This is a genomic window from Streptomyces sp. NBC_01808 (assembly GCF_035917395.1).
Lineage (GTDB): Bacteria > Actinomycetota > Actinomycetes > Streptomycetales > Streptomycetaceae > Streptomyces.
The window spans coordinates 4,389,255-4,409,453 of record NZ_CP109072.1 but is presented as its reverse complement, the minus strand read 5'-3'; the positions used below and the strand labels follow the sequence as shown (position 1 = coordinate 4,409,453).

General features: G+C 71.2%; 14 protein-coding genes. 9 read left to right on the top strand and 5 right to left on the bottom strand.

Annotation, left to right across the window (positions count from 1 at the left end; all coding sequences use genetic code 11):
* Positions 1 to 888 precede the first annotated feature (888 nt).
* The 3 genes from OG946_RS19260 to OG946_RS19250 are packed head-to-tail and all read left to right on the top strand — an operon-like array spanning position 889 to position 3,875.
* Entirely contained in the window at positions 889 to 1,890 is a 1,002-nt protein-coding gene (locus tag OG946_RS19260; RefSeq protein WP_326797301.1) for a hypothetical protein, read from the top strand.
* A 31-nt stretch (positions 1,891 to 1,921) separates the two neighbouring features.
* Entirely contained in the window at positions 1,922 to 2,902 is a 981-nt protein-coding gene (locus tag OG946_RS19255; protein WP_326797300.1) for a helix-turn-helix transcriptional regulator, read from the top strand.
* Positions 2,903 to 2,909: 7 nt separating this feature from the next.
* Positions 2,910 to 3,875, top strand: coding sequence for a helix-turn-helix transcriptional regulator (locus tag OG946_RS19250; RefSeq protein WP_326797299.1), 966 nt, complete (start codon positions 2,910 to 2,912; stop codon positions 3,873 to 3,875).
* A 172-nt stretch (positions 3,876 to 4,047) separates the two neighbouring features.
* Here OG946_RS19250 and OG946_RS19245 read toward each other — a convergent pair whose 3' ends face one another.
* Positions 4,048 to 4,365: a helix-turn-helix domain-containing protein gene (locus OG946_RS19245; RefSeq protein ID WP_326797298.1), complete on the bottom strand. Its 318-nt coding sequence runs from the start codon at positions 4,363 to 4,365 to the stop codon at positions 4,048 to 4,050.
* 221 nt (positions 4,366 to 4,586) lie between these two features.
* On the opposite strand from OG946_RS19245, the gene OG946_RS19240 reads away from it, so the two are divergent.
* Complete coding sequence (locus OG946_RS19240; RefSeq protein ID WP_326797297.1) at positions 4,587 to 7,826, top strand: NACHT domain-containing protein; 3,240 nt, start codon at positions 4,587 to 4,589, stop codon at positions 7,824 to 7,826.
* Between the two features lie 16 nt (positions 7,827 to 7,842).
* On the opposite strand, the gene OG946_RS19235 is transcribed toward OG946_RS19240, so the two are convergent.
* From OG946_RS19235 to dnaK, 4 genes are read right to left on the bottom strand one after another with little or no spacing between them, the layout of a single operon-like run.
* Positions 7,843 to 8,313 (bottom strand): heat shock protein transcriptional repressor HspR, encoded by a 471-nt coding sequence (locus OG946_RS19235; protein ID WP_326797296.1) that lies wholly within the window; start codon positions 8,311 to 8,313, stop codon positions 7,843 to 7,845.
* Between the two features lie 5 nt (positions 8,314 to 8,318).
* Positions 8,319 to 9,506, bottom strand: a complete 1,188-nt coding sequence (dnaJ, locus tag OG946_RS19230) for a molecular chaperone DnaJ (protein ID WP_326797295.1) — start codon at positions 9,504 to 9,506, stop codon at positions 8,319 to 8,321.
* 42 nt (positions 9,507 to 9,548) lie between these two features.
* Positions 9,549 to 10,340, bottom strand: a complete 792-nt coding sequence (grpE, locus tag OG946_RS19225; RefSeq protein WP_326797294.1) for a nucleotide exchange factor GrpE — start codon at positions 10,338 to 10,340, stop codon at positions 9,549 to 9,551.
* Positions 10,337 to 12,202: a molecular chaperone DnaK gene (gene dnaK, locus OG946_RS19220; RefSeq protein ID WP_326797293.1), complete on the bottom strand. Its 1,866-nt coding sequence runs from the start codon at positions 12,200 to 12,202 to the stop codon at positions 10,337 to 10,339. The genes grpE and dnaK overlap by 4 nt, the downstream gene beginning before the upstream one ends.
* A gap of 382 nt (positions 12,203 to 12,584) precedes the next feature.
* Between dnaK and OG946_RS19215 the strand changes: the two genes are divergently transcribed.
* The 5 genes from OG946_RS19215 (at position 12,585) to OG946_RS19195 (ending at position 20,191) form a co-directional block, all read left to right on the top strand.
* The gene (locus tag OG946_RS19215; protein WP_326797292.1) at positions 12,585 to 14,885 is read left to right on the top strand and encodes a (Fe-S)-binding protein; all 2,301 of its coding nucleotides are present in this window, start codon (positions 12,585 to 12,587) and stop codon (positions 14,883 to 14,885) included.
* Positions 14,886 to 15,140: 255 nt separating this feature from the next.
* Complete coding sequence (locus tag OG946_RS19210; protein WP_326797291.1) at positions 15,141 to 15,734, top strand: FG-GAP repeat protein; 594 nt, start codon at positions 15,141 to 15,143, stop codon at positions 15,732 to 15,734.
* A 168-nt stretch (positions 15,735 to 15,902) separates the two neighbouring features.
* Positions 15,903 to 17,384, top strand: coding sequence for an FG-GAP and VCBS repeat-containing protein (locus tag OG946_RS19205; RefSeq protein ID WP_326797290.1), 1,482 nt, complete (start codon positions 15,903 to 15,905; stop codon positions 17,382 to 17,384).
* Positions 17,385 to 17,519: 135 nt separating this feature from the next.
* Positions 17,520 to 18,986, top strand: a complete 1,467-nt coding sequence (locus tag OG946_RS19200) for an FG-GAP and VCBS repeat-containing protein (protein WP_326797289.1) — start codon at positions 17,520 to 17,522, stop codon at positions 18,984 to 18,986.
* A gap of 329 nt (positions 18,987 to 19,315) precedes the next feature.
* Positions 19,316 to 20,191: a Yip1 family protein gene (locus OG946_RS19195; protein ID WP_326800310.1), complete on the top strand. Its 876-nt coding sequence runs from the start codon at positions 19,316 to 19,318 to the stop codon at positions 20,189 to 20,191.
* Positions 20,192 to 20,199 lie beyond the last annotated feature (8 nt).

The following is a 20,199-nucleotide window of genomic DNA, read 5'->3' as shown; positions in this document are numbered from 1 at the left end:
GTGTGCTCCTCCTTGCCGGGGTGCCGATCCTGGGTACGCCTCGGCCGCACTCGGCGTGCCTGAGGCCACGTAAGCTAAGTTGAGTCTACTCCACTCAACTCCAACCCAGCACCGGCCACCGGCGACCGCGACGCGACCGCCGCCCTCTAAGCATGCGCGCAGGAACACGCAAAAGCGGTGCCATCGCGGGGTTGCGTCCGCGATGGCACCGCTGGTGTGCCCTCGGGCGATCTGGACACGGGGGATACCGCCCGGTCAGGCACAGTGGGGGGTGATGCTCTCGCTATCAGGTACGCCGTCGGCCGCTACGGGAACGTGATCCTCTTCGCCAAGATTGACGAAGATCACGCCGCAGCGCACCACGCAGCGTACATAGCGCCCGGACCTCCGGCGGAAGGCCTGGACGACCCCGCTTCCGTCGCGCAGGATGGTGATCGGCTCTCCGAGGAGGGCAACCGCCAACCTGTCTCCGGGACGGGGCACCGCCGTAGCGAGATCGACGGAGTGCCAATGGTTCTCCGTCTTTCGGCGGTGGTCTGGGTTCATCGTGATACCTGTGTCTGTTAAGTCCTTGTCTGTCTGAGGTTGTCAATGTCCAGTCCCCGGGCTAGCCCCAGGTCGGGTCTTGCTGTGCCGCCACCGCCGCCTGGCCCGAACCCTGCTCACTCGGACCGGCATCGGAGCCTGCGCCAAAGGGACTTGCTATGACGCTGAGTACAGCCGCAGTCACGAATGCAACTGCCCACCGTGTCAGTCTTTTTGCCATCGGGAGTCCCGGCCTCCCTAATGAATCCGCTTCCCACAGAAGAAGGTGCCTCACGCGAGGGCTGTTCACCACCTCTGCACTGCATCATGTTCCTGAATCACATCTTCCTGTGGGAAGGATAAATGGGCAAAAATCAAGGCGAATCAGACCATCCTCATGGATACGCCGACCTCTGTGCCGCGAGTTCGGAGCTTTACGCCCGCGCGCTGCGGGCCGGGCGCGTCTCCCGGCCGGAGGGAGAAAACGTGCCGTGTCTGATCGACCTGATGCTGCTCCTCCCCGACCCGGACGACTCACGATGGCTCCGGCCGGTGCCTCCGTCCGCCGCGCTGGCCCGACTTGAGCACCCCATCGAGCGCGAGATTCAGGAGCGCAGGGCCCAGACCCTAGCGCTGGCGGACGCGTTCGAGCCGTTCCTCTCCATCACTCAGGGGCGCACCACCGTCAGCAGCGCCATCACCGAACTGAGCGGCGTGACCAACATCGACGCGATCGTCGGCAGGGCGACGGCGGAGTGCGAGAAGGAACTCCTTACGGTCCAGCCCGGCGGGACGCGTCCCCCTGCGCTCCTCGACAAGGCCGTGGACCGGGTGCGTCCGCTGGTCGATCGCGGCGTGCGCATTCGCAGCCTCTACCAGCACACCGCACGGCACAACTACGGCCTGCTCGCCTATCAGGAACGGGTCGCCAACGACCTGATGGAGCTGCGCACGCTCGAGGAACTGGTCGATCGTCTGATCATCATCGACCGGAAGGTTGCCTTCGTTCCCGCGCACCGGGACCGGCCGGTGAAGTTGAACCGGGATACGGCGGTGGAGGTCCGGCATCCCGGTCTCGTCGAATACTTCGTCGGCGTATTCCACCACCTCTGGCAGCTCGCCACGCCCCTCGACGAGGAGGTGCACTACGAGCATCCGGAGCCGGATGGCATAACCGGTGTCCAGCGCAGCATCGCCAAGTTGCTCGTCGAAGGGCACGTCGACGAGATCATCGCCGACCGGCTCGGCATGAACGTACGCACCTGCCGCGCCCACATCGCCAAGCTCGCCACCACCCTCGGCAGCAACGGCCGGGCCCAACTCGGCTACCTCATCGCACGCTCCGGCATCCTCGACCAGTCCTGACCCCGATCATCGCTCCTGGGAGTACACGGAGATGCACGCAGGGCACGATCACGAGCACGGCCACAGCCTCCAAGAGCCCTGCCCGGCCGCCCGCGAGGCATACGCCGTCGCCGTGCGGGACGGCCGGATAGCGGCTGCGGACGCGCGGCACGCACCGTGCCTGAACGACCTCGCCCTCCTCTCCCCCGACCCCGACGACCCGGACTGGCTGCTGCCGGTCCCCGCATCCGAAGCCATGATGGGGCTTCTTGTATCCCGGGAACGGGAGATCCGTGAGCGGCAGCAGCACGCGGCCGATCTCGCGAAGAGCTTCAGCCGGTTCATCGATATCGGCATGGAGGTCGCCTCCGACAACTCACCGATCACGGTGCTGGAGGGCCTCGGCACGATCAACACCGCGCTGGATCTGGCGGTCGGCGAGTGCTCACACGAACTTCTCACCATCCAGCCCGAGGCGGCCACCCGCCGTGCCCGCGCCCTCGGCGAGGCACTGCAGCGGGTCCGCCCGCTCGCCGAGCGCGGCGTACGGATGCGCACCCTCTACCAGCACGCGGCCCGTGAAGCGCCCATGACGCTGGCGTACCTGCGGTTCGTCGGCCCACAGCAGGTCGAGGTCAGAACGCTTGAGGAGATCATCGAGCGCCTGATCATCGTCGACCGCCAGGCTGCCTTCCTTCCCGCGCGCCCGGACCGCAAGGTCGCGCTGGAACTCCGCCACCCCGGGCTCGTCTCCTATCTCGTCGGCGTCTTCGAGCAGTTCTGGCAACTGGCCACACCCCTGGAGGAAGCCGCCTACACGGAGGCCACCCACGAAGGCGTCACCGGCGTCCAGCGCAGCATCGCCCGCCTCCTGGTCGAAGGCCACCTCGACCAGAACATCGCGCGCCGGCTCGGCATGAACGTACGCACCTGCCGGGCCCACATCGCGAAGCTCGCCACCACCCTCGGCAGCAGCAGCCGCACCCAACTCGGCTATCTCATCGCACGCTCCGGCATCCTCGACGAGACCTGAGAGAGACATGTCACACCCCCACCACACCACTGGCCTCTGCGCCCCGGGGAGGAAGCTCTATGCCTCGGCCCTGCGCTGCGGCCGCATCTCACATGAGGCCACGGCGACCGCGCCCTGCCTCCTCGACCTGGACCTGTTACGGCCCGAGCCCGGCGACACCGATTGGCTGGTGCCGACGCCCCCGACACAGGCGCTCGCCGGGCTCGTCGAGCCCCTGGAACGGGAGCTGAGCGAGTACCGGCTGTTCGTGACCGCGCTCGCCGACACGGTCGAGCAGGTGACGTCGCCCGGTCCGGAGGACCCGGCCACGGCCGCTTTCACCGTCTGGACGGGGAAGGAGCGGATCGACGCCGCACTCGTGCGGGCGCTGGAGGACTGCACGGAGGAGTTCCTCGCCATCCAGCCGGCCGGCGGCCGGACCAACTGGAACCCGACGACGATGCGCGCCACCACCCACCGCGTACGGCAGATGAGCGAACGCGGCGTCATCCAGCGGACCTTGTACAACCACACCTACCGGCACCACCCCGCGATACTCGCGTATCTGAACGAGCTGAGCGACACGGGACCGGAGGTGCGCACGCTGGAGGAGACCTCCGAGCGGCTCCTCATCCTCGATCAGCAGGTCGCCTTCGTCCCGGCGCAACCCGATCGGGCGGTGGCCTTGGAGATACGCCACCCCGGCCTGGTCTGGTTCCTGCGCGCCATCTTCGAACGCTTCTGGGAACTCGGCGTCCCCTGGAAGCGCAGGATCCCCGAGCACGACACACCGGAGGGCATCACCGGCGTCCAGCTCAAGATCGCCCGGCTGCTCGTCGAGGGCCATCTCGACGAGGCGATCGCCCGCCGGCTCGGCATGAACGTCCGTACCTGCCGCGCCCATATCGCCAGGCTCGGCGCGGCGCTCGGCAGTGACAGCCGGACCCAGCTCGGCTACCTGCTCGCGCGCTCCGGGCTCATCGACGACGGCTGACGGGGCGCGGAGCGGGCGGAGCGGAGGGGCGGAGGAAGAGAGGTACGGAGTCGCTGGTACGTATGAGGCCGGGAAGCGAACGCACCAGCGCTCCGTCCGAGGGGTGCCGCCGGCGCCCGCGTACGACGATGGCAGGTCGCCTCCGCGGCACCCCAGAGGGCACTGGCCCACATCATTCACGAACGTGGCGCCCACGGCCATTGCCTCTTGGGGCAACCCGGTCGGGACCCGCCACGGCCGGCATCAGGGCGCGGCGGTGGCGGTCGGCGACCAGGGCGGCCTGGACGCGGGACTCCACGTTCAGCTTGCGGCAGATGTTCGTCAGATGGGCGCGGACCGTACGCTCCGCCACCCCCAGTTGCGACGCCAGCCGGCGATTGGTCGGGCCGTCGGCGAGCAGGAGGAGCACCTCGCGTTCCCGGTCGGAGAGCAGCGCGAGACCGACCGGGGGAGCCTGTCGCGCCGTATTGCCCGAAGCGTGAGACCTCACTGTATGAACTCCCGGACCAACTGAGCCGTACGTGCATCACGTTCGGCGACTTGTCCCCCGTTCTTCACCAGAACATTGGCTTACTGTCCGTATCAACTCCACCCGAACTCAGCATCATCTTCCTGAATTTCATGATGATGAGGGTGTACATAGCAGAACGAACAGGACGTTCGGCGAACACCGCCGGTGACCTGTCACCGCCCGCTTATATCGTCTGCCCCATGGAACCCGCAGCCGTCGGCGCCAGGCTCGCGTCCGCCGTCGTGGCTCCCCTCGTCCGGCGGCTGTTCCGCAGCGAGGGCCCCGGGGCGGGGCTCGCGGGGCGGCCGGTGCGGATGGCGGCGCTGGTGTCGTTCCGCGGCGAGCAGCGGGAGCTGGACGAGGACGGCCTGCGCAAGCTCGCCGACACGCTCGTACGCCGCGCCCTCCGGGGCCCCGGAGGCGAGCCCCCTCCCGTCCCCGCCGACGAGACCGCCGCCGTCGCCGGCGCGCTCGCCCGCAGCCTCACCGCCCTCGGCGACCTCGACCTGGACGACGTACAGGCGGTCCAGCTCGGCCCCGAAGCCCTCGCCCGCCGGCTCCGCCGCGCCGCGGCACAGAGCGGCGGCGGCGATCCCGTACGCGAACTCTCCGCCGACGCCGCCTCCTTCCACGACACCCTCCTCGACACCGCCTGCCTGCACATCCTGCACTTCTTCAGCCAGCGCTCCACCTTCGTCGCCCGCACCCTCGTCGAGCAGTCCCGCCGCCAGGCCGACCAGATCGCCCGCCTCGACGCGCTCATCGCCCGCACGCCGCTCCCCGCCGCACAGGACGCGGCCTTCGAGCGCGAGTACTTCGCGTACGCCGCCAAGAAGCACGGCAGACTCACCATCTACGGCGTCGATCTCGCCGACTCGCCCGCGAAGTGGCCGCTGGACGTGGCGTATCTGCGGCTGGAGGCCGCCGCCTCGCCGCAGAACGCCCCGGCACCGTTCCCCTTCGAAGACACCGACCCCCTCCCCGACCCCGTGCTCCCCGCCGACCAGGCCCTCGCCACCTACGAGCGCGTCCTGCTCCGCGGCGCCGCCGGCTCCGGCAAGACGACCCTCGTGCAGTGGCTCGCCCTCTCCGCCACCCGCGCCGGCTCCGGCGCGGAACACTCCGCGGAACACTCCATGGACTACCTCGCAGGCCGCGTCCCCTTCGTCCTGCCGCTCCGCACCCTCACCCGGCACGGCCAGCGCCTCCCCGCACCCCGCGACTTCCTCTCCGCCACCGGCAGCCCCCTCGCCGGCGCCCAGCCCGACGGCTGGGAGCACCGCGTGCTCACCGCCCGCCGCGGGCTGCTCCTGGTCGACGGCATCGACGAGGTCCCCCGCGCCGAACGCGACCGCGCCCGCCGCTGGCTCTCCGACCTCGCCGACGCCTACCCCGGCAACCGCTGGCTCGTCACCTCCCGCCCCTCCGCCGTCGGCGAGGACTGGCTCGCCGCCGAGGGCTTCACCGAGCTGGCCCTCGCCCCCATGCGCCCCGCGGACCTCACCCGCTTCATCGCCCGCTGGCACGAGGCCGTACGCGCCGGCGCCGTCCGCACCGGCGCCCCCGCGGCGGACGACGCGCAGCTCACGGCGTACGAGCAGCAGCTCACCGCCGCCGTACGGCACACCTCCGACCTCGGCCGGCTGGCCACCAACCCGCTCATGTGCGGCCTGATGTGCGCCCTCAACCGCGCCCGCCGCGGCTACCTCCCGCGCGGGCGCAAGGAGTTGTACGAGGCCGCGCTGTCGATGCTGCTCAGCCGCCGCGACCGCGAACGCGACATGGCCGTCCCCGACCTGCGCGAGGAACCCCAGCTCCAGGTGCTCCAGCGGCTCGCGTACTGGCTGATCCGCAACGGCCGCACGGAGCTGGACCGCGCCCGCGCCGAATCCCTCGTCGCCGCCGCGCTCCCGGCGGTCCCGGAGGTCGCGGCCCTGGGCGACGCGGCGGCCGTACTGGAGCACTTCCGCGACCGCAGCGGCCTCCTGCGCGAACCCGGCCCCGGCGCCGTGGACTTCGTCCACCGCACGTTCCAGGACTACCTGGGCGCCCGCGCGGCGGTGGAGGAGGGCGACATCGGCGTCCTGGCGGCACACGCGGCCGACGACCAGTGGGAGGACGTCATCCGCATGGCGGTGGCCCAGGCCCGTCCGCGGGAGCGCGAGGAGATCCTGCGGGAGCTGCTGGCGGCGGCGGAGGCGCGGGAGGGGGTCGAGGGCGTACGTATCCGGCTGCTGGCGGCTGCTTGCCTGGAGCACGCGGCGGAGCTGGCACCGGCGGTACGAGAGGCGGTGGAGCGGGCGACGGAGGCGCTGGTCCCGCCGACGACGACGCTGGAGGCACGGGCGCTGGGCGCGGCCGGTCCCCTGGTGCTGGAGTTGCTGCCGGGCCCGGAGGAGACCGATGTCCCGGACCTCGTCGCCGTAGCCGCCAGCCACGTGGACTCGGACCGCGCCATCCCGTTCCTCGCCCGCTACGCCACCCATCCGTCGTTGGACGTACGCCGGCAACTCGCCTGGGCCTGGCACCGCTTCGACACCGAGGAGTACGCGAACGAGGTCATCGCAAGGCTCGACCCGGACGAACTGTTCTTCACCGTCACCTCCGACGCCGAGCTGCGGGTCCTGCGCCGACTCGGCGGTCGCCCGATGCTCGACATTCGTGGCCCCCTCGACCCCGCCGGGCTGCACGACACACTCGCCACGACCCGCCTCACCGAGCTGATCGTCCGCAGCCAGCCGAGGTTGATGAATCTCGACTTCCTGCGTGAGCAGAACGAGCTGCGCCACCTGCGGCTCAGCGATTGCGTCGACCTGTACGACGCCTCGGCTCTGGCCGGGTTGCCGCTGACCGACCTGATCCTGGACACGGTGCCGGGCCTGGCGGAGGCCGTCCCCGAAATCCTCGCCGCCATCCCGCGGTTGAAAGTCCTCTCGCTGTCGCCGGAGCGGCGACGCCCGCTGGACCTCGATACGCTGCCGCCGCTGCCGACACTGTTGACGCTCAACCTGCTGACCGCCCGGACCTCCGGGCTGCGCCCCCTGGCCAAGCACCCCAGACTCCGCGACGTCTTTCTCGGCTGGCGGCACGAGGCCGCCGCGGACGACTGGCCGGCACTGGCCGAGCTCCCCCGGCTCCAAGGGCTGCGGTGCCGACCGGACCTGCTGGCCATCGCCCCCGCCAACGCCGCACTGCCGGGCCTCCAGTTCCTCGCACTCGTCGACGACCGGCCCGCCGACGAACTCGGCCTGAGCCGGCTCCCGCAGCTCTTCCCGCGGATCGTCCAACTCGGGCTCAACCTGCCGCCGGGCAGCCGCCCGCTGGACCTCTCCCCGCTCGCCGGACTCGGCTCCCTGCGCGAGGTCTCCCTGCGTCCGTACATGAAAGACCTCCACGCCGGGCTCCCGCCCCACGTGGAGGTCCAGTACCTCGCCGACTGAGCCGGCGGCCGCGAAGCTAACCCCGCTTCTTCTTCGGCTTCCACACCACCAGCGCACTCGTCTGCTGCACCTGCTGGTACGGCACCAGGTCCCGCCGGTACGACGCGTGCACCTGCGCCTCCCGCTGCGCCATCGCCGACGCCGCGCCGTCCACCGCGTCCGTCAGCTCCGCCACCTTCGCCTGGAGCGCAGCGACCTGCGTCTCCAGCTCGATGATCCGCTTGATCCCGGCCAGGTTGATGCCCTCGTCCTGGCTCAGCGCCTGGACCTGCCGCAGCAGCGCGATGTCCCGCGCCGAGTACCGCCGGCCGCGGCCCGCGGTGCGGTCCGGGGAGACCAGGCCCAGACGGTCGTACTGGCGCAGGGTCTGGGGGTGCAGGCCCGAGAGTTCCGCGGCTACGGAGATGACGTAGACCGGCGTCTCCTCGGTCAGCTCGTACGGATTGCGGCCGCGGGGGCCGCCGCGTCCGCCGTTTCTGCCGTTCATCGTCGTCAAGCTCCCTTCGCGGCCTTGAACAGCTCCGCGCGCGGGTCCTCGCCCGCGGTCGCCTTCCGGTACGACTCCAGCGACTCGCGCGCCGTGCCGTCCGTCTCCTTCGGCACCGCCACTTCGACGGTGACGAGCAGGTCCCCGCGCGTGCCGTCCTTGCGGACCGCGCCCTTGCCGCGGGCGCGCATCGTGCGTCCGTTGGGCGTGCCCGGGGGCAGCTTCAGGGTGACCGGCGGGCCGCCGAGCGTGGGCACCTTGATGTCCGCGCCGAGGGCCGCCTCCGGGAACGAGACGGGGACCGTCACCAGCAGGTTGTCGCCCTTGCGGCCGAAGACCGGGTGGCCGTCGACGTGCACGACGACGTACAGGTCGCCGCCGGGACCGCCGCGCTCGCCCGGGCCGCCCTTGCCGCGCAGCCGGATCCGCTGCCCGTCCTGCACCCCCGCGGGGATGCGGACCTGCATCGTGCGGGACGACTTGGCGCGGCCGCTGCCCTTGCAGACGTCGCAGGGGTCCTGGGCGATGAGCCCGCGGCCCTTGCAGTCCACGCACGGGTCGGTCAGCGAGAAGCCGCCACCGCCGCCGCGGGAGACCTGACCGGTGCCCACGCAGGTCGGGCAGACCCGCGGGGAGCCGTTCTTGTCGCCCGTGCCGGCGCAGGTCTTGCAGGGGGCGGACGACGACATCCGCAGCGGGACCGTGGCGCCCTCGATGGCCTCCGTGAAGCTGAGCGTGACCTCCGACTCGATGTCCTGGCCGCGGCGCGGCTGCGTACGCCCGCCGCCGCGGTTGAACAGCCCGCCGAAGACGTCGCCCAGGCCGCCGCCGAAGCCGCCGGGGGTGGTCTGGCCGCCGCCGGGGGCGCCGGGGCCCGAGCCGCCGAAGAGGTCGCCGAGGTCGAAGTTGAACGAGCCGCCGCCGCCCGCGCCCGGGCCCGGGCGGAAGCCGCCGTTGCCGAAGAGGGTGCGCGCCTCGTCGTACTCCTTGCGCCGCTGCGGGTCGCCGAGCACGTCGTTGGCCTCGGAGACCTCCTTGAAGCGCTCCTCGGCCGCGGCGTCGCCCTTGTTGGCGTCCGGGTGGTACTGCCGGGCGAGCTTGCGGTACGCCTTCTTGATCTCGGCCTCGGTGGCGTCCTTCGGGACGCCGAGAACCTTGTAGTAGTCCTTCTCGATGAAGTCCTTGGTACTCATTCCCGGCGTCCCTCCTCTCGTCCCTCGGCGGCCGCTACGGCGTCACCCCTCGTCCGGGCCACCGCTGTCCGTCTCTCCGCCGGACCCCGGCTTCGCGGATCCGGAGGCGTCCGAGCCGCCGCCGTCCGCGGCGCCGGCGGACTCCGGTCCGCCCTCGTCCGCGTCCGCCTGCTTCTCGTCCGGCTTCTCGCCCTCCTTGCCCTGCGACCCGGACGACGCCCCCGGCTGCGGCTCCGCCACGGCGACCCGCGCGGGGCGGATCGTACGCTCGCCGATCCGATACCCAGGCTGGAGAATCTGCACGCACGTCGTCTCGGACACATCCGGCGAGTAGCTGTGCATCAGCGCCTCGTGGATCAGCGGGTCGAAGGGCTCGCCCTCCTTACCGAACTGCATGAGGCCCATCTTGGCCACGACGGTCTCCAGCGATTCGGCGACCGATTTGAACCCGCCGACCAGTTCCTCGTGGTCCCGGGCCCGGCCGATGTCGTCGAGCACGGGCAGCAGTTCGGTCAGCAGGTTCGCGTTCGCGACCTCCTTGACCGCCACCCGGTCCCGCTCGACCCGCCGGCGGTAGTTCTGGTACTCCGCCTGGAGCCGCTGCAGGTCCTTCGTCCGCTCGTCGAGCGCCTTGCGGGTCTCGTCCAGACGAACCGCAAGCGGGCTGTTCGCGTCCCCGTTCCCGGCGGTGGCACCCGGCCCGGCTCCGTCGGCGCGCCGTGCGCCGACGGGCGAGTTGCCCGCCCCGTCCGGGCCGCCCTGCTGTGCCTCCGCTGTCTTTGCGTCGGTGGGGACGTCGGGCTTCTCCTCGAAGCCCGGGGTCTCCTCCGTCACGCGGCACCACCCTTGGGCTTGTCGTCGTCCACGATCTCGGCGTCGACGACGTCGTCGTCGGCACCGGCGGGCGCGTCGTTCTGCGCCTGCTGGGCGCCCTCGCCGCCGGCGGCGGCGGGGCCGGACGCCTGGGCGTCGGCGTAGAGCGCCTGACCGAGCTTCTGGCTGGTGGCCGCGGCCTTCTCCGTCGCCTCGCGGATCGCCGCGGTGTCCTCGCCCTTCAGCGCCTCCTTGAGGTCGGTGATCGCGCCCTCGACCTCGGACTTCACATCGCCGGGCACCTTGTCCTCGTTGTCCTGGAGGAACTTCTCGGTGGTGTAGACGACCTGCTCGCCCTGGTTGCGCGTCTCCGCCGCCTCGCGGCGCTTGTGGTCCTCCTCCGCGTACTGCTCGGCGTCGCGCATCATGCGCTCGATGTCGTCCTTCGGCAGCGCGGAGCCGCCGGTGACGGTCATCTTCTGCTCCTTGCCCGTGCCGAGGTCCTTCGCGGCGACGTGCATGATGCCGTTGGCGTCGATGTCGAAGGTGACCTCGATCTGCGGCACGTTCCGCGGGGCCGGCGGCAGGCCGGTCAGCTCGAACATGCCGAGCTTCTTGTTGTACGCGGCGATCTCGCGCTCGCCCTGGAAGACCTGGATCTGCACCGACGGCTGGTTGTCCTCGGCCGTGGTGAAGGTCTCCGAACGCTTCGTCGGGATCGTGGTGTTGCGCTCGATGAGCTTGGTCATGATGCCGCCCTTGGTCTCGATGCCGAGGGACAGCGGGGTGACGTCGAGCAGCAGGACGTCCTTGACCTCGCCCTTGAGCACACCGGCCTGGAGGGCGGCGCCGACGGCGACGACCTCGTCCGGGTTGACGCCCTTGTTGGCCTCCTTGCCGCTGGTCAGCTCCTTGACCAGCTCGGCGACGGCCGGCATGCGGGTGGAGCCGCCGACGAGGACCACGTGGTCGATCTCGCCCAGCTCGATGCGGGCGTCCTTGATGACGTTGTGGAACGGCGTCTTGCAGCGCTCCAGGAGGTCCTGGGTGAGCTGCTGGAACTGCGCCCGGGTCAGCTTCTCGTCGAGGTGCAGCGGGCCTTCCGCGGAAGCGGTGATGTACGGCAGGTTGATCGTCGTCTCGGAGGACGAGGACAGCTCGATCTTCGCCTTCTCAGCGGCCTCGCGGAGGCGCTGCAGCGCCATCTTGTCCTTGGACAGGTCGACGCCGTGGCCGTTCTGGAACTGCTTGACCAGGTAGTCGACGACGCGCTGGTCCCAGTCGTCACCACCGAGGTGGTTGTCACCGTTGGTGGCCCTGACCTCCACGACGCCCTCGCCGATCTCCAGCAGGGAGACGTCGAAGGTGCCGCCGCCGAGGTCGAAGACCAGGATGGTCTGGTCTTCCTTCTCCATGCCGTAGGCGAGGGCGGCGGCGGTGGGCTCGTTGACGATCCGCAGGACGTTGAGGCCCGCGATCTCGCCGGCCTCCTTGGTGGCCTGGCGCTCGGAGTCGTTGAAGTACGCCGGGACGGTGATGACCGCGTCGGTCACCTTCTCGCCCAGGTACGCCTCCGCGTCCCGCTTCAGCTTCTGCAGGATGAAGGCGGAGATCTGCTGGGGGGTGAACTCCTTCTCGTCGATCGGCTGCTTCCAGTCGGTGCCCATGTGGCGCTTGACCGACCGGATGGTCCGCTCGACGTTGGTGACCGCCTGGCGCTTCGCGACCTCGCCGACGAGCACCTCGCCGTTCTTGGCGAAGGCGACGACGGACGGCGTGGTCCTGGCGCCCTCGGCGTTGGTGATGACGCTGGGTTCACCGCCCTCGAGAACACTGACGACAGAGTTCGTCGTGCCCAGGTCGATGCCGACCGCACGTGCCATGTTGTCTATCCTCCGGATCAGATGCTCTGCCTTGAGCTGGACAGGCTCAAGAGTGCCATGCCGACCACTCCCGGCGCAATTCACCTGAGTCAGCTCCACTCAAGTTTTGTGCGTCAGTGCAGGTGGGAACGGGTTTTCGGGCTACGGGCCGAGGGCCGCGGCGGCACCGGGAGCGCGACGCACATCACCGGCCGGGCGGCTTCAGGGGGCCGGGGCCACCCGGGTACCCTCAGGCGGAGAAGAGATAAGTTACCGCTTAGTAGTAGCTGGGTAAGCCGAGTAGCGGGGCACGTACTACACGTGCGGCCCACACACGCACACAGAGCAGATACAGCAGACACGCAGAGCAGACACGCAGAGCAGTCCGGTCGAGGAGCCCTCCATGCAGCTCGCCGCCATCGTCGTATCGCTGGTGATCACCGCGGTCGGCACCGCGCTCTTCGCTCGCGCCGTCGGGCAGATCATCGCCTTCGTCCGGCTCGGCAAGCCGGTCCCCGCCGGCAGCCGCACGGACGACCCGGTCGCGCGCAGCGTCACGCTGGTCAGGGAGTTCCTCGGCCACACCCGGATGAACCGCTGGGGCGTCATCGGCTTCGCCCACTGGTTCGTCGCCATCGGCTTCCTGACCCTGGTGCTGACCCTCGTCAACGCCTTCGGCCAGTTGTTCGTCGCCGACTGGCTGCTGCCGGTGATCGGCGAGTGGCTCCCGTACGAGCTGTACGTCGAGTTCCTCGCGCTGATGACCACGCTCGGCATCCTCACGCTCATCGTGATCCGGCAGCTCAGCCTGCCGTCGAAGGCCGGCCGCAAGTCGCGCTTCACGGGCTCGACGATGTGGCAGGCGTATTTCGTCGAGTACGTCATCCTCGTCATCGGCATCTGCATCCTGGTGCTGCGCGGGCTGGAGGGCTCGCTGCACCACGTCGGCGGTTACGAGGCCGCCTACTTCGCGTCGTACCCGGTCACCGCCGCGGTCGACGGGCTGAGCACCGGCGCCGTGCAGAACCTCGTCTACCTCGTCGCGATGATCAAGATCTCGACCTCCTTCATCTGGGCGCTCGTCCTCGGCCTCAACACCACGATGGGCGTGGCCTGGCACCGCTTCCTCGCCTTCCCCAACATCTGGTTCAAGCGCAACGCAGACGGCGCGGTGGCCCTCGGCGCGCTCCAGCCGATGGCCTCCGGCGGCAAGCCGATCGACTTCGAGACCGTCTTCGACGACGAGGACGGCGAGGAGACCGTCTTCGGCGTCAGTCAGGTCGAGCACTTCTCGTGGAAGGGGATCCTCGACTTCTCCACCTGTACGGAGTGCGGCCGCTGCCAGTCGCAGTGCCCGGCCTGGAACACCGGCAAGCCGCTGTCGCCCAAGCTGCTCGTCATGTCGCTGCGCGAGCACGCCGCCGCCAAGGCCCCGTACCTCCTCGCCGGCGGCGGCAAGTCCGCCGAGGGCGAGGAGAAGGCCACCGCGGAACAGCTCGCCGACGTGCCGGCCGACGCGCTGGCCGAGGCGGAGCGCGCGCTGATCGGCACCGCGGCGGAGCAGGGCGTCATCGACCCCGACGTGCTGTGGTCCTGCACCACCTGCGGCGCGTGCGTCGAGCAGTGCCCCGTCGACATCGAGCACGTCGACCACATCGTCGACATGCGCCGCTACCAGGTGATGATCGAGAGCTCGTTCCCGTCCGAGGCGGGCACGATGCTGAAGAACCTGGAGAAGAAGGGCAACCCCTGGGGGCTGGCCAAGAAGCAGCGGCTGGAGTGGACCAAGGAGCTGGCGGCGGACACGGGCATCGAGATCCCGGTCGTCGGCAGGGACGTCGAGGACCTCTCCGAGGTCGACTACCTGTACTGGGTCGGCTGCGCGGGCGCGTTGGAGGACCGGGCGAAGAAGACCACCAAGGCGTTCGCGGAGCTGCTGCACATCGCCGGCGTGAAGTTCGCGATCATGGGCGGCGACGAGAAGTGCACGGGCGACTCGCCGCGGCGGCTGGGCAACGAGTTCCTCTTCCAGCAACTGGGCGAGGAGAACGTCGCGATGCTCAACATGGCGTTCGGCGAGGACGCAGACGAAGGTGTGACGGTCGAGAAGGCGAAGAAGAAGATCGTCGCCACCTGCCCGCACTGCTTCAACACCATCGCCAACGAGTACCCGCAGCTCGGCGGCCACTACGAGGTCATCCACCACACGCAGTTGCTCCAGCACCTCGTGGACGAGGGCCGGCTGGTCCCGGTGACGCCGGTCGAGGGGATCATCACGTACCACGACCCCTGCTACCTGGGCCGGCACAACAAGGTCTACACGCCGCCGCGCGAGATCATCGCCAAGGTCCCGGGCGTACGGAACGAGGAGATGCACCGGCACAAGGAGCGCGGCTTCTGCTGCGGCGCGGGCGGCGCGCGCATGTGGATGGAGGAGCGCATCGGCAAGCGGATCAACGACGAGCGCGTGGACGAGGCGCTGTCGCTGAACCCGGACATTCTGTCCACGGCGTGCCCTTTCTGCCTCGTGATGCTTACGGACTCCGTAAACGGCAAGAAGAACGCGGGAACGGCGAAGGAGTCGCTGGCCGTCGTGGACGTGGCGCAGCTTCTGCTCGACTCGGTGAAGACGCCGGCGGAAGAGCCGCCGGGGGACGGCACCGAGGCGGCGGAGAGCGAGCCGGAGCCGCAGCCGGCGACGTAGTCGGTGCGGCGGCGCGGTACGGCGCCGTAGTACGGCGAGGAACGGCCGTACGGCGTGCGGCAGACGTGACGTAGGACGGGACGCCACAGGCAACCCCCCACGGCGGCCGGCCCCGTGAGCCACACGGGGCCGGCCGTGGGGCGTCAAGCGCCGATCCCTGCGCCCGGGGCGGACAACCATCGCCGGGCGGGGCGTGTCGTATGACGCGGGAGTGAACGCAACCCGCCCGTCAGACCGTCACCGGAAGGACCCCCCATGCGCATCCGCACCCTTGCCGCCTTGACCGCCTGTCTCGCCACCGCCGGCACGGCGGCCGTCACCGCCCCGGCGGCGGGGGCGGAGGACCGGGGCGGGACGGCCGACGCCGCTGCTGTCTCTGCGGGCGCCGCCGCCGACGACCGTGCCGTACGGGCCGACTTCGACGGCGACGGCTTCGCCGACCTCGCCGTGGGCGTGCCGTACGAGGCCATCGGCAGCAAGCAGTCGGCCGGCTCCGTGGTGCTCCTCAAGGGCGGCTCCGACGGGCTCAAGACCCGTGGCGCGCAGGCGTTCCACCAGGACACCCCCGGTGTGAAGGGCGTGGCGGAGACCGGGGACCGGTTCGGCCTGGCGCTGGCGTTCGGGGACGTCACGGGTGACGGCCGGGCGGAGCTTGCGGTGGGCGCGCCCGAGGAGAACGGCACGGGCGCTATCTGGTCGCTGCGCGGCGCCGCGGGCGGGCTGACGGCGACCGGCTCCGTGGCGTTCAGCCCGGACAACTTCGAGGGGCCCGGCCGTACGGGCGGGGCGCGGTTCGGCACGGGCTTCGCGGACGAGGACCTGGGTCACTACCTGATGGGCCAGGAATGACCGGATGAATCCTGCGAACTAGGTTCATTACCCAACAAGTTCGCAGAAAGCTGCATGAGCCGCATGAAGGGCGGTAGTTCGTACAACCTCGAATGAACGTCAGGTGTCTCACAGGGTGAGAGGCCCACTGAGTAGCCGTACTCCGTCACCTACGTTCAGGAGCCCGACATGCCACGCAGCCGCCGTACGCCCGCGACCGCCACCGCCTTAGCGGCCTCTCTGGCCGTCGTCGCCGGCGCCGCCCTCGCGGGCGGCGCCGCACCGGCCGCGGCCGCGCCCGCAGAAGGCGCGGTCGCGGCGCCCGCGAAGTTCCACGACGACTTCAACGGCGACGGCTACCCCGATCTGGTGGTGGCCGCCCCCTCCGGCACCGTGGACGGCGCCGCGCGCGCGGGGTACGTCGCCGTGCTCTACGGCTCGGCCGGCGGGCTCGACACCGCCAGGCGCACGGTCGTCAGCCAGTCCACCGCAGGCGTCCCCGGCACCTCCGAGGCCGGCGACGCCTTCGGCGCCACCCTCGCCTCCGCCGACTTCGACCGCGACGGGCACGCCGACCTCGCCGTCGGAGTCACCGGCGAAGACCTCGGCGGCGTCGCGGACACGGGACGCACGATCGTCCTCTACGGCTCCTCCGGCGGCCTGTCCGGCAGCGGCGCGCAGGACCTGCGCCCCGCCTCCCCGACCGAGGGCAACGCCTACGCGACCGGCCTGGCCGCGGGCGACTGGTTCCACGACGGCTCGACCGCGCTGGCGATCCTGTCGAAGGACCACCTGGAGCTGTACGGGGGCTGGGGCCGGGCACGTACCCCTTCGCGCGCGCAGACGGGCCACCCCTTCACCGACTTCCCGCAGGACTTCACGCCCACCGGCCTGGTCGGCGGCGACTTCGAGGGCGACGGCGCCGACGACCTCGTGGTCACCGGCAAGAAGTGGTCTCTGGAGTATCTGCAGGGCCACTCCCTGTACCTCAAGGGCGGCGGCCCGGAGGGCTACACGCGCACGGAGTTCGCCGGCGGGCCCGTCGGCGTCGCGGGCGACATCGACAAGGACGGCGCCGACGACCTCGCGATCGGCGATCCCTCGGTGCTGGAGCACGGCGAGTACGAACTGTCGGGCGGCGCCGTCCAGGTCTGGTACGGGGCCGCGGGCGGGCCCGGCGCGGGGCAGCCCGAGGTGTGGCAGCAGGGCAGCGGGGGCGTCCCCGGGGCGTACGAGGTGGAGGACCGCTTCGGCAGCGACGTCTCGATCGGCGACGTCAACGGCGACGGCTTCCCCGACCTCGCGGTCGGCGCAGAGGGCGAGGCGATCGGCACCAGTGCCGGGGCCGGCGCCGTCTGGCTGCTGCGCGGCTCCGCCGGCGGGCTGACCACGACCGGGGTGCAGCACTTCAACCAGGACACCCCCGGGATCCCGGGCACCGCGGAGGCCGGCGACCTCTTCGGCTCCGACGTAAGGCTGCACGACCCCAACCGCGACGGCCGGTCCGGCCTGATCGCGGGCGCGCCCGGCGAGAACGCGGGGCAGGGGTTCGCGTGGGTGCTGCAGGCCCGTAGCAGCGGGCTGATCGCGGACGGGTCGTGGAACTTCAGCGGCGCGTCGGTGGGCGCGAACGGGACGAACGCGCGGTTCCCGGAGACGATCGCGGAGTAGCTCCCCCGCCGCCTCTCCGTAGGCGGAATGACACCTTCTGTCACTACATGAACCAACTAGCCATATTCCTACAACCTTTGGCCGCGGTACGGGGTCTTCTGATCGCCGTCATCGACCGCTCCCGGGAGCTGCCGCATGCATCACCGACTCCGTACCGCACTTGCCACCGCGACCGCCGCCGCCGCGCTCTCGGGCGGGCTGGCCGCCCTCGCCGGCCCCGGCGCCTCGGCCGCGGAACCCCCGGGCGCGATGGTCGACTTCAACGGGGACGGCGTCCGCGACATCGCGGTCTCCGCGCCCGACGCGTACGTCGCCGGAGTAAGGGGCGCCGGCCAGATCGTCGCCCATTACGGGGCGAAGAACGACGGCACCACCGCCGGCATCTCCGCCGGCCGCGCCAAGCGGCTCAGCCAGCACAGCGCCGGCGTCCCCGGCACCGCCGAGGACGGCGACGGCTGGGGCGGCTGGACCGCCGCCGCGGACTTCGACGGCGACGGGTACACCGACCTCGCCGTCGCCGCCCCCGGCGAGAAGGCCGGCGGCGACGTCGACGGCGGCACGATCCAGCTCCTGTGGGGCGGGGCGAACGGCCTCGCCGGCGGTACGACGCTGCCCGACCCGCGCCCGTACGGGCACGACCTCTTCGGCCGCGGCCTGACGGCCGGCGACTTCGACGGCGACGGCACGGCGGACCTGGCCGTGGCCTCCACGAGCGCGTCCATGGACGTCTTCACCGGCGGCTTCGGCCGTACGAAGGGCGACTACGGGGCGTGGGACACGGTCGCGGTGCCGCTGGACAACGGGAAGCTCTGGGGCCGGTTCAACCTCACCGCGGGCGACGTCGACGGCGACGGCGACGACGATCTCGTCGTCAGCGGCCACGTGGACTGGGAGCAGCGTGGCGTCTACGTGCCGGGCTCCCCGGACGGCCTGACCGACGCGGGGCAGCGGCAGCTCCCCGGAGGCGACACCACCGTCATCGGGGACGTGAACGGCGACGGCCGCGCCGAGATCATCACCGGGCTGGGGCGCGACGACGGGAGCACCCCCGGCTCGCTGCCGGGCGGCAAGGTCACCATCACCCGCGGCTCGGCGGACGGCCCCGCCGGATCGACGGAGCTGAGCCAGGCCACCCCCGGCGTTCCCGGCACCCCCGAGCCGGGCGACTCCTTCGGCACCGAGCTGGGGCTCGGCGACGCGGACGGCGACGGGCACCTGGACCTGGCCGTCGGCGCGGCGAACGAGACCCTGGGCGCCGCCGAGAACACCGGAACCGTCACGGTGCTCTACGGCGCGCCGGACGGCTCTGGCTTCGGCGCCGCGGGCGCCACGCTGGTCCACCAGAACGCCCCGGGCGTCCCCGGCACCAACGAGACCCGCGACCGCTTCGGCACCGAGCTCCTCCTCTCCGACCTCAACGGCGATGGCTTCGACGACCTGACGGTCGGCGCGGTCGGCGAGAACGACGGCAACGGAGCGGTCTACGCCCTGCGCTCGGACGCCGGCGGAGTGGCGGCGGACGGGGCGGTGGCGCTCTACCCGTCGTCGGTGGGCATGCCGACGACGGGGGACCCGGGGTACGGGTCGGCGTTGGCAGGCTGAGGACGCGGCGCCGCAGGGACGGCGACGTACCGCGTACCGCCGCCGGACGCCCGGCGACGCCGTAGCCCCGCCGGACGCCCGGCGGCGCAGCGCCTCGCCGCAGAGACTGCCAGGGCCCGGACCTCCCCCGGCCGGGCCCTGGCTCATGCCTGGGGAACACCCGCACCCTGTGCCCCCCACGCCCTGCCCGCCCCACCCACCCCCGGCCCCAGTAGGGCGGATCCCCTACGGGAAGTACCGTCTTGGCCATAAACATCCCCCGTATTCCCGGGGCACGGTGACCTCGGCGGGCAAGACCAGGTACGTTCGATCGCGTGGCAGGATTCAGAATGGGCCGGGGACGCGAGCCCCACGGCAGTCGGCAGCAGGGGCGGCCGCAGGGCCCGGCGCAGGGCGGCCCCCCGCCTTACGGCGGCCCGCAGTACGGCTCTCCCCCGCCGCCGCACGGGCAGGGGCACGGGCAGCCGTACGGCGCCCAGTGGCGGCAGCCCCCCGGCAGCCACGGCCCGGGGCCCGAGTACTACGGCGGCGGCCACGACCCGTACGCCGCCGACCGCCCCGGCAACACCCAGCCGTACGGTGTCGGCGGCGTGCCGGACGACTACGGTCCGTACCAGGACGGCCACGTCTACCGCGCCGGCGAGGCGGCGGCCCCGCCCGTAGGCCCGCGGCTGCACTGGAAGGACCTGCTCAGCGGGATCGTCTTCCACCCGAGCCGCACGTTCTGGCAGATGCGCGACCACAGCATGTGGGGCCCCGCGCTGACGGTGAGCTTCCTCTACGGCCTGCTCGCGGTCTTCGGCCTGGAGCAGGCGCGCGACGAGGTGCTCAACTCCACGATCTCGGCCAGCATCCCGTGGATCATCGCCACGGGCGTCGCGGTCACGCTCAGCGGCCTGGTGATGGGCACGGTCACGCACACGCTCGCCCGCCAGTTGGGCGGCGCGGGCGCGGCGGCGCCGACGGTGGGGCTGGCGATGCTGGTCGTGGCGATCACGGACGCGCCGCGGCTGCTGGTCGCGATGTTCATCGGCGGCGAGCACGCGTTCGCGCAGGGCGTGGGCTGGCTGACGTGGCTGGCGGCGGGGGTGCTGCTGACGTCGATGGTGAGCAAGTCCCACGACCTGCCGTGGCCGCGGGCGCTGGGGGCGTGCTCGATTCAGTTGGTGGCGCTGCTGGCGCTGTTCAAACTGGGCACACTCTGACGCGGACC

What these genes read in the sequence shown, in the direction of transcription:
- OG946_RS19260 (WP_326797301.1), top strand. Translation starts at nt 889, where the DNA reads ATGGGCAAAAATCAAGGCGAATCAGACCATCCTCATGGATACGCCGAC.
- OG946_RS19255 (WP_326797300.1), top strand. Translation starts at nt 1,922, where the DNA reads ATGCACGCAGGGCACGATCACGAGCACGGCCACAGCCTCCAAGAGCCC.
- OG946_RS19250 (WP_326797299.1), top strand. Translation starts at nt 2,910, where the DNA reads ATGTCACACCCCCACCACACCACTGGCCTCTGCGCCCCGGGGAGGAAG.
- OG946_RS19240 (WP_326797297.1), top strand. Translation starts at nt 4,587, where the DNA reads ATGGAACCCGCAGCCGTCGGCGCCAGGCTCGCGTCCGCCGTCGTGGCT.
- OG946_RS19235 (WP_326797296.1), bottom strand. Translation starts at nt 8,313, where the DNA reads ATGAACGGCAGAAACGGCGGACGCGGCGGCCCCCGCGGCCGCAATCCG.
- dnaJ (WP_326797295.1), bottom strand. Translation starts at nt 9,506, where the DNA reads ATGAGTACCAAGGACTTCATCGAGAAGGACTACTACAAGGTTCTCGGC.
- dnaK (WP_326797293.1), bottom strand. Translation starts at nt 12,202, where the DNA reads ATGGCACGTGCGGTCGGCATCGACCTGGGCACGACGAACTCTGTCGTC.
- OG946_RS19215 (WP_326797292.1), top strand. Translation starts at nt 12,585, where the DNA reads ATGCAGCTCGCCGCCATCGTCGTATCGCTGGTGATCACCGCGGTCGGC.
- OG946_RS19210 (WP_326797291.1), top strand. Translation starts at nt 15,141, where the DNA reads ATGCGCATCCGCACCCTTGCCGCCTTGACCGCCTGTCTCGCCACCGCC.
- OG946_RS19205 (WP_326797290.1), top strand. Translation starts at nt 15,903, where the DNA reads ATGCCACGCAGCCGCCGTACGCCCGCGACCGCCACCGCCTTAGCGGCC.
- OG946_RS19200 (WP_326797289.1), top strand. Translation starts at nt 17,520, where the DNA reads ATGCATCACCGACTCCGTACCGCACTTGCCACCGCGACCGCCGCCGCC.
- OG946_RS19195 (WP_326800310.1), top strand. Translation starts at nt 19,316, where the DNA reads ATGGGCCGGGGACGCGAGCCCCACGGCAGTCGGCAGCAGGGGCGGCCG.